General features: G+C 71.4%; 8 protein-coding genes. 4 read left to right on the forward strand and 4 right to left on the reverse strand.

Annotated elements, in window-relative coordinates:
- Nucleotides 1-8: 8 nt before the first annotated feature.
- The gene (locus tag ACWGIU_RS20775) at nucleotides 9-1424 is read right to left on the reverse strand and encodes a cation:dicarboxylate symporter family transporter (RefSeq protein ID WP_453707862.1); all 1416 of its coding nucleotides are present in this window, start codon (nucleotides 1422-1424) and stop codon (nucleotides 9-11) included.
- Nucleotides 1425-1529: 105 nt separating this feature from the next.
- Between ACWGIU_RS20775 and ACWGIU_RS20780 the strand changes: the two genes are divergently transcribed.
- Nucleotides 1530-3158: a sensor histidine kinase gene (locus ACWGIU_RS20780; protein ID WP_453707864.1), complete on the forward strand. Its 1629-nt coding sequence runs from the start codon at nucleotides 1530-1532 to the stop codon at nucleotides 3156-3158.
- A complete protein-coding gene (locus tag ACWGIU_RS20785) occupies nucleotides 3155-3859 on the forward strand; it encodes a response regulator (protein ID WP_453707866.1) in 705 nt (234 codons plus the stop codon). The genes ACWGIU_RS20780 and ACWGIU_RS20785 overlap by 4 nt, the downstream gene beginning before the upstream one ends.
- Here ACWGIU_RS20785 and melC2 read toward each other — a convergent pair.
- Both melC2 and melC1 read right to left on the reverse strand, forming a co-directional pair.
- Nucleotides 3814-4662, reverse strand: a complete 849-nt coding sequence (melC2, locus tag ACWGIU_RS20790) for a tyrosinase MelC2 (protein ID WP_453707868.1) — start codon at nucleotides 4660-4662, stop codon at nucleotides 3814-3816. The genes ACWGIU_RS20785 and melC2 overlap by 46 nt on opposite strands.
- A complete protein-coding gene (gene melC1 / locus ACWGIU_RS20795; protein WP_453707870.1) occupies nucleotides 4659-5045 on the reverse strand; it encodes an apotyrosinase chaperone MelC1 in 387 nt (128 codons plus the stop codon). Before melC1 ends, melC2 begins: the two co-directional genes overlap by 4 nt.
- 527 nt (nucleotides 5046-5572) lie before the next feature.
- On the opposite strand from melC1, the gene ACWGIU_RS20800 reads away from it, so the two are divergent.
- Complete coding sequence (locus ACWGIU_RS20800; RefSeq protein WP_453707872.1) at nucleotides 5573-6964, forward strand: glutamate decarboxylase; 1392 nt, start codon at nucleotides 5573-5575, stop codon at nucleotides 6962-6964.
- A 144-nt stretch (nucleotides 6965-7108) separates the two neighbouring features.
- A complete protein-coding gene (locus ACWGIU_RS20805; RefSeq protein WP_453707874.1) occupies nucleotides 7109-7963 on the forward strand; it encodes an RNA polymerase sigma-70 factor in 855 nt (284 codons plus the stop codon).
- Between the two features lie 38 nt (nucleotides 7964-8001).
- On the opposite strand, the gene ACWGIU_RS20810 is transcribed toward ACWGIU_RS20805, so the two are convergent.
- Nucleotides 8002-8675 (reverse strand): CAP domain-containing protein (locus ACWGIU_RS20810; protein ID WP_453707876.1); only part of this gene is annotated, 674 nt, incomplete at its 5' end.

Genomic DNA, 8675 nt, shown 5'->3' on the forward strand with positions numbered 1-8675 from the left:
CGTACCGGCTAGACCGGTACCCCGTCCTTGGGACTGCCCGAGGGCTGCGGAACGGAAGTCGGGGTTCCGGCGGACTCGCCGGACTCGGCGGGCTCGGCGGATCGCGCGGGCTCGCCCTGCTGCTGCGCGCCGTGCCCGTCGTCCACCAGCGTGCTCTCGTCGAAAGGCAGCCGTCCCGCGAGGACTTCGCTGGCGCGCGCGTGGTCGAACTCCTTCGTCCACGTTCCGATGAGCACCGTCGCGACCGCGTTGCCCGCGAAGTTCGTCAGGGCCCGGGCCTCGCTCATGAACCGGTCGATGCCCACGATGAGGCCGACGCCGTCCACCAGTTCCGGCCGGTGCGACTGCAGTCCGCCGGCGAGGGTGGCCAGGCCCGCGCCGGTCACCCCGGCCGCGCCCTTCGAGGCGATGATCATGAACAGCAGGAGTGAGATCTGCTCGCCCAGCGCCAGCGGCTTGCCCATCGCCTCGGCGACGAACAGGGAGGACATCGTCAGATAGATGGCCGTCCCGTCCAGGTTGAAGGAGTACCCGGTCGGCACGGTGATCCCGGTGACCGGGCGGGAGACCCCCAGGTGCTCCATCTTCGCGATCAGCCGCGGCAGCGCGGACTCCGAGGAGGAGGTCGAGAGGATCAGCAGGAACTCCCGGCCCAGATAGCGCAGCAGGGCGAAGACGCTCACTCCGGTGCACACCCGCAGCAGCGTGCCGAGGACCACGAACACGAACAGCAGGCAGGTCGTGTAGAAGCCGATCATGATGACGGCGAGGGACTTCAGCGCGTCGATGCCGGTGGCCCCGACCACCGCCGCGATCGCTCCGAAGGCGCCCACCGGAGCCGCCCACATGATCATCGCGAGTACCCGGAACACCAGCTTCTGGAGGTGTCCGACGCCCCGCAGCACCGGCTCGCCCGCAGCGCCCATGGCCTGCAGCGCGAACCCGCAGAGCAGCGCCACCAGCAGGGTCTGCAGGACCTCGCCGCCGGTGAAGGCGGACACCAGCGTGGTCGGGATGATCCCGAGCAGGAACTCCGGCGTGCTCTCGGCCCCGCCCGCCTTGGCCTGCGCCTCGCCCGCCGTGCGCACCGCCTCGGTCAGGTGCAGCCCGCTGCCCGGTTCCAGCAGGTTGCCGACCAGTAGGCCGATGGCCAGCGCCACCGTGGACATGACCATGAAGTAGCCGAGGGCGAGTCCGCCCACGGCGCCCACCTTGGCGGCTTTGCGCACGGACCCGATGCCCAGCACGATCGTGCAGAAGATCACGGGCGAGATCATCATCTTGATGAGGCTGACGAAGCCGGTGCCCAGCGGTTTGAGCTCCACGGCCACGCCGGGGGCGGCGAAGCCGACGGCGATGCCGAGCAGCACCGCGCCGATCACCGCGATGTAGAGATAGTGCGTTCTGTCGCGTCTGGCGGCCACGATGCCTCCCGGTGGTGATTACGTTCGGGGAGACCATCGCCCAGGGCTGTGACCCCCGTCACCCTTGCGTTCATTGAGTTCACGACCCGGGGCACACTGAGCGCCATGTTCCGCTTTCCCCGCCCCCCGCGCAGCCTCGCCGGCCAGCTCTTCGCCATGCAGGTGCTGCTGGTCACCGTGGTCGTCGCGGGCTGCGCCGTCTTCGCGTACGCCACGGCCCGGGGCCAGGCCGAGGAGGCCGCCCGCCGCCAGGCCGGGGCCGTAGCCCGCGCGGTCGCCGGCTCCCCGTCCGTACGCGAGGCCGTACGGGGAGCGACGGGCGGGACCGACCCGTCCGCCGCGCTCCAGCCGTACGCGGAACAGGTCCGCGCGGACTCCGGGGTGGCCTTCGTGACGATCATGTCCCCGGACGGGCGGCGCTGGACCCACCCGGACCCGCGCCGGATCGGCGAGCCCTTCATGGGCAACACCGCCCCCGCGCTGCGCGGCGAGACTTTCAGCGAGACGTACACGGGCACCCTCGGCCCCTCCATCCGCGTGGTCACCCCGCTGCGCGACGAGGGCCGGATCATCGGCCTGGTCAGCGCGGGGATAACCGTCCGCGCCATCAGCGACCGGCTCGCCACGCAGCTCTCCGCCCTGGCCTGGGTCGCGGGCGGCGCGCTGGCCCTCGGCGGCGTGGGCACGTACGTCGTCAACGCGAGGCTGCGCCGTCACACTCATGGCATGAACGCGGCAGAGCTCAGCCGGATGTACGACTACCACCAGGCGGCCCTGCACGGGGTCCGCGAGGGCCTGCTGATGCTCGACGGGCAGCGCCGGATCACCTTGATCAACGACGCCGGACGCGAACTGCTCGCTCTGCCGGGCGAGGTCACCGGCACCAAGGTCGCCGACCTCGGCCTGCCGGCACCGCTCACCGGGGCCCTGCTCGCGGACCGGCCCCGGATGGACGAGGTGCACCTGACCGCGGACCGGGTGCTGGTGGTCAACAGCTCGCCGGTCGCGGGCGGAGGCCGCCGGGGCACCGTGGTGACCTTGCGCGACCACACCGAACTGCAGGCGCTGACCGGCGAGCTGGACCATGAGCGGGGCTTCACCCAGGCGCTGCGCTCCCAGGCGCACGAGGCGGCCAACCGGCTGCACACCGTGGTCTCGCTCATCGAACTCGGCCGCGCGGACGAGGCGGTCGACTTCGCCACCGCCGAGCTGGAGCTCGCCCAGGCCCTCACCGACGAGGTGGTCACCGCGGTCGGGGAGCCGGTGCTCGTGGCGTTGCTGCTGGGCAAGGCCGCCCAGGCGCACGAGAGGGGCGTCGAGCTGGTCGTCACCGCCGACAGCCGCAGTCTCGCCGAAGGGGGCGGGCTGCCACCGGCCCGGGACCTGGTCACCGTGCTCGGCAATCTCATCGACAACGCGGTCGACGCGCTCACCGCCGTACCGGGGGCCCGGATCGCGGTCACGCTGCGGCCCGAGCCGGACGAACTGCTGCTGCGGGTCGCGGACAACGGACCCGGGCTGCCCGAAGGGGTGGACGTGTTCCGCCGGGGCTGGTCCGGCAAGGGCGAGGGCCGCGGCCTCGGCTTGGCGCTGGTCCGGCAGGTGGCGGAGCGCTACGGCGGCGCGGTGGTCGCCGCCCAGGGCCCGGGCGGAGGAGCGGAGTTCACGGTCCGCCTGCCGATCGCGTCGGCAGTCGCGCCATCACCCGCCGCGGGCCCGGAGAGCCCGCGATGAGCGGGGGCGAGGTGCGCGTGCTGATCGTCGAGGACGATCCGGTGGCCGCCGACGCGCACGCGCTCTACATCGGCCGGGTGCCCGGCTTCACCGCCGTCGGCGCCGTCCACTCGCTCGCCGAGGCCACCCGGTTCCTGGAGCGGACCCGCGTCGACCTGCTGCTCCTGGACCTCGGCCTGCCCGACGGGCACGGCCTGCGCTTCGCGCGCGGGCTGCGTGCCGCGGGACATCCCGTCGACGTGATCGTGGTGACGTCCGCGCGGGACCTGGCCGTGGTCCGTGAGTGCGTTTCCCTCGGCGTGGTCCAGTACGTACTCAAGCCGTTCGCGTTCCCCACCCTGCGCGAACGGCTCCTGCGCTACGCCGAGTTCCGCCAGACCGCGGGTGAGGCGGTCGGGCAGGACGACGTCGACCGGGCGATGGCCGCCCTGCGCGCACCCCGCCCGGCCGAGCTTCCCAAGGGGCTGAGCGGCCCGACCCTGGACCGGGTCGCCGCCCTGCTGCGGTCGGCGCCCGAGGGTCTGACCGCGGCGGGGGCGGCCGAGGTGGCGGGGATCTCCCGGATCACCGCACGCCGCTACCTGGAACACCTGGTGGACACCGGCCGCGCGGACCGCACCCCTCGGTACGGCCAGGTCGGCCGCCCGGAACTGCACTACCGCTGGCTGGCGGCGGCGACCGGTTCGGTGTCGAAGGTGTAGAACTTCCGGTGATCCAGCATGTCCGCCGGGGTCACGTTGTTCCAGGGCCGCATGGTGTCGTTCAGGTCGACGACGTTCTGCGTGCCCGCCCCCGGCAGGTACGTGGCCTGGGGGTGCTTGGCCTGCCACTCGGCCCACAGCTTGTCGATGAAGGCGTGGTGCATCCAGAACACCGGGTCGTTCGGGGAGGCGCCGGTGGCCATCTGCCCGCCGACCCACACGTGCACCCGGTTGTGCAGGTTGGCGCCGCGCCAGCCCTCCAGGTGGTTGCGGAAGCCGTTGGAGGAGCTGTTCCAGGGCGCCATGTCGTAGACCGGCATGGCGAGTACGGAGTCCACCTCGGCCTTTGTCGGCAGCTGGGCGACGGCCGCCCCGAGATCGCGGCGCAGGTAGGCACGCCCGTCCATCCGGACGTTTATGTTCCACTTGCCCGTCGAGTACGCGAACCCACCGTCCATGACCTGCCCGTCGCGGGCCCGTCCGGTGCCGCCGAGGAAGTCGGGGGCCCAGAGGGAGGCGCGGGAGGTCCGGTCCACCGTCCAGTCCCAGTACGGGAGCGCGACGCTCGGGTCCACTTTCTGCAGCGCCTCCTCGAATTCCAGGAGGAAGCGCCGGTGCCACGGCAGGAAGGAGGGGGAGCGGTGGCCGACGCGGTCGCCCGAGTCGGTGTCGCTCATGATGAAGCCGTTGTGGGTGGTGACGAAGCGGTCGTAGCTGCCGTTGCGCTTGAGCTCCTGCAGGGCCGCGACGAAGGCGCGCTTTTCCTCGGGGGTCAGCGCGGCCTGGTTCTTGCGTACGGTCATGCCGCACCTCCGAAGGGGACGAGAGCGGCGCCTTGGAGATCGCGGACCGCGGCGCGGGCGAGGAGCTTCGGGTCGGCGAAGGTCTCGTAGTGGTTGATGACGCTGATCCAGGTGCCATCGGCGTTGCGCATGATGTGCAGTTCCCTGCCGTCTATGCGGACGGTGGGCCCGCCGGGCGAGTGGTGGCCGCCGTGATGGCCACCTCCGCCGGCGGTGATCCGGATACGACGGCCCTTGTAGACCTCGTCGACCGTGCCCGGGGTGGTGGGCTCGGTGGGGGTCGCGGCGGCGTTCGTGGCGCCCGCGGCAGCGGCGGTCAGACCAAGAGCGGTGAGGGCACCGGCTGTTGCCCCCAAGGCCTGACGGCGAGTGATCTTCTTCATGGTCGAAGAGGTATCAGGGCTCGGAAGGGGCTTGGCCTGTATCAGGACATGCGCGGATAAGTTTCCGGTAGAACAAGTTGGATGATCTTCCCGTTCGGGGCAACTTCGGGGGCTCGAACGGGAAAGATTTCTGAACGAACTCCATTTGACAGTAATTTCTTCGGGGCGAGGGGGTCGATATGTGCGGGATCACACTGCAGAGTCGGCCGGAAGCGGAGCGTCAGACGCGGCCCTAGGTGGGGCGAGGTGACTACGGGGCGGATGTGGCGGCAACGCCCGGAAGATCCTCGATGCATACGACCCTTCGATCTTGGCCGAACGGCCCGGGCAAGTGGTGCGGTCCGCCGGTCCGCCGCGGCCGGTGCGGAACGCTTCCCCGGAGAAGAGATCATCGGCGCGGTCGCCGGTTTCGCGCCTCCGGGCCGCCGGGGCCGATCGCCGCGTCGCTCTGCTGCTCGACGGGTGGGTGTCACTGACCGACCGTCGTCCTGCCCGATCGTGGTCAGTTTTGCGCCTATAGTCCCGATATGCCTCTTCATGAGACGAAGGACGCACATGCTCAGGACGCCGACACGGATGTGTTCGCCTCCACGCTGAGCGGCCAGATCCTCCCCAAGTACAGGATGCCTGAAGACCCCTCGCCCACCGAGGTCGTCTACGAACTGCTCCGCAACGAGTTGCTCCTGGACGGCAACGCGGCCCAGAACCTGGCCACCTTCTGCACCACCTGGTCGGACGAGGGCGTGCACCGCCTGATGAACGTCTGCCTCGACAAGAACATGATCGACAAGGACGAGTACCCGCAGACCGCCGAGATCGAGTCCCGCTGCGTCAACATCCTGGCCGATCTGTGGAACGCCCCCGCAGGCGCCGTCGCGGCCGGCTGCTCCACCACCGGCTCCAGCGAGGCCTCCATGCTGGGCGGACTCGCCCTCAAATGGCGCTGGCGCGAGCGCCGCCGCGCCGCGGGCCTGCCCACCGACCGCCCCAACCTGGTGTGCGGCCCCGTTCAGATCTGCTGGGAGAAGTTCGCCCGCTACTTCGACGTCGAACTGCGCCAGGTCCCGATCGAGGCCGGCGCCACCGGCCTGCAGGCCCATCAGCTCGCCGAGTACGTCGACGAGAACACCATCGGCGTCGTCGCCATCCTCGGCGTCACCTACACCTGCGACTACGAACCCGTCGCCGAGATCGCCGCCGAGCTCGACCGGATCCAGGCCGCGCACGGCTGGGACGTCCCCATCCACGTGGACGGCGCGAGCGGCGGGTTCGTGGCGCCCTTCCTCCACCCCGACGTGGTGTGGGACTTCCGGCTGGAGCGCGTCGCCTCCGTCAACACCTCCGGCCACAAGTACGGGCTCGCGCCCCTGGGAGTCGGCTGGATCATCTGGCGCACCGCCGACCTGCTCCCCGCGGACCTCGTCTTCACGGTGGACTACCTGGGCGGCGACATGCCGACCTTCGCCCTCAATTTCTCCCGCCCCGGCGGGGAGATCATCGCGCAGTACTACCTCTTCCTGCGCCTGGGCCGGGCCGGCTACCGGCGCGTCCAGCAGGCCTGCGCCGACACCGCCCAGTACCTCGCCCGGCAGATCGCCGACATGGGCCCCTTCACCCTCCTCTACGACGGCCAGGGCGCCCTGCCCGCCGTCTCCTACACACTCACCGACCCGGACGCCACCGCGTTCAGCCTCTACGACCTCTCCGACCGGCTGCGCATGCGCGGCTGGCAGGTGCCCTCGTACCCGCTGCCCGCCGACCGCCACGACACGGTCGTCCAACGCGTCCTCGTCCGGCACGGCGTGACCCGCGATCAGATGGCCCTGCTCGTCACCGACCTGCGCGCGGCCGTGGAACACCTGACCGCCACGCCCCCGCCCGTACCGGCCGCCGAGCCGCGATCCGGCTTCCATCACTGACCCGAGCCGCTCTGGACGCGGATCGGACCCCGTAGACATGACGTCCGCCGGGGGCACCTTGTCCCATGGGTATGTACGACATCGCTCGCCGACAGCTGACCCGCCCCTTGATCCTCGGGGTCGACGGATGGCACCGTGGCGATCATGAGCGAGGATTTCGAGGAACACCGGCGCCTGCTGTTCGGTACGGCCTACCGCATGCTGGGCAGCGTCGCCGACGCCGAGGACATCGTGCAGGACGCCTGGCTCGCCTGGCACCGCACCGACCGCACGGCCGTCGAGAACCCCAGGGCCTACCTGGTGCGCACCGTCACCAATCTGAGCCTCAACCGGCTCAGATCGGCCCAGGTCGTCCGCGAGGCGTACGTCGGACCCTGGCTGCCCGAACCCCTCCTCACCTCGCCGGACATCGCCGAGGAGGCCGAACTGGCCGACACCGTCTCCATGGCGGTCCTGGTCGTACTGGAGACCCTGACGCCGACCGAGCGCGCGGTGTTCATGCTCCGCGAGGTGTTCGGGTACTCCCACACCGAGATCGCGCAGGTCGTCGGGAAGTCCGAGGCGAGCGTCCGCCAGTCCGCGCACCGGGCCCGCGAACACGTCCGGGCCCGCCGCCCCCGGTTCACCGCCAAGGCGGCCGAGCAGCGCGAGATCGTCGAGAAGTTCCGGCGGGCCTGCCTCGGCGGGGACCTCGGCGACGTGCTCACCGTCCTCGCCCCCGACGTCGTCTCCTGGGCCGACGGTGGCGGCGTCGTCACCGCCGCCCGCCGCCCGCTGTACGGAGCGGACCACGTCGCCCGCTGGTGGCTCGGCGTCCTGGCCAAGGCCGAGGTCCGCGACGGGACGATGCACCTCGCCGAGATCAACGGCGAGCCCGGCCTGCTGCTCGTCCACAACGGCACGACCGTGGGGGCCATGACCTTCGAGGCCGCCGACGGCCGGATCACGGCACTGCGCGTCACCGTCAACCCGGAGAAGCTGCGGGGACTGCGGCTCTGACGGCCGGCTCCCGGCGCCGCCGGGCCGGGCGACCGCTCCTACCGCGCGCCGAAGTTCTGGGTCCACCAGGGTCCGCCCGAGCCCTGGTGGATTCCCACCCCGATGTCCTTGAAGGAACAGTTGAGGATGTTCGCCTTGTGGCCCGGGCTCTTCATCCAGGAGTCCATGACCGACTGGGCCGTCTGCTGGCCCCGCGCGATGTTCTCCCCGTACGTCGACCAGCGGTACCCGGCCGCGGTCGTCCGGTCGCCCGGGTCCGTGCCGTCGGGGCTGGTGTGCGAGAAGAAGTCCTGGGCCGCCATGTCGTCGGAGTGCCCCTGAGCGGCCGCACGCAGCTGCGGGTCCTCCTTGAGGGGGCCGCAGCCGGCCGCCGCCCGCTCGCTGTTGACCAGGGCCACGACCTGGCCCGCCACCCCCGACGGCGGGGCGGGCGCCGGCTTGGCCTCCGAGGCGCGCGGGCTCGGCGACTTGCTCTTGGACTGCGTCGGACTCGGGCTCGCCGACGGGCTCGGCGAGGCGGATGCCGATGGGGAGGGCGAGGGGGAGGCGGAGGGCGAGGCCGACTCCGAGGGCAGGGCGGGGGATTCGGTCGCCGAGAGCGCGGCCAGCGGGGTCGCGGCCGCGGAGGCGCCGTCCTTCGTGCCGCCGGAACCGGGCAGCGCCCCCAGGTACACGAGCCCGCCGCCCGCGACACAGGCGGCGAGCACCGCAC

Source organism: Streptomyces sp. NPDC054840 (genome assembly GCF_053611065.1).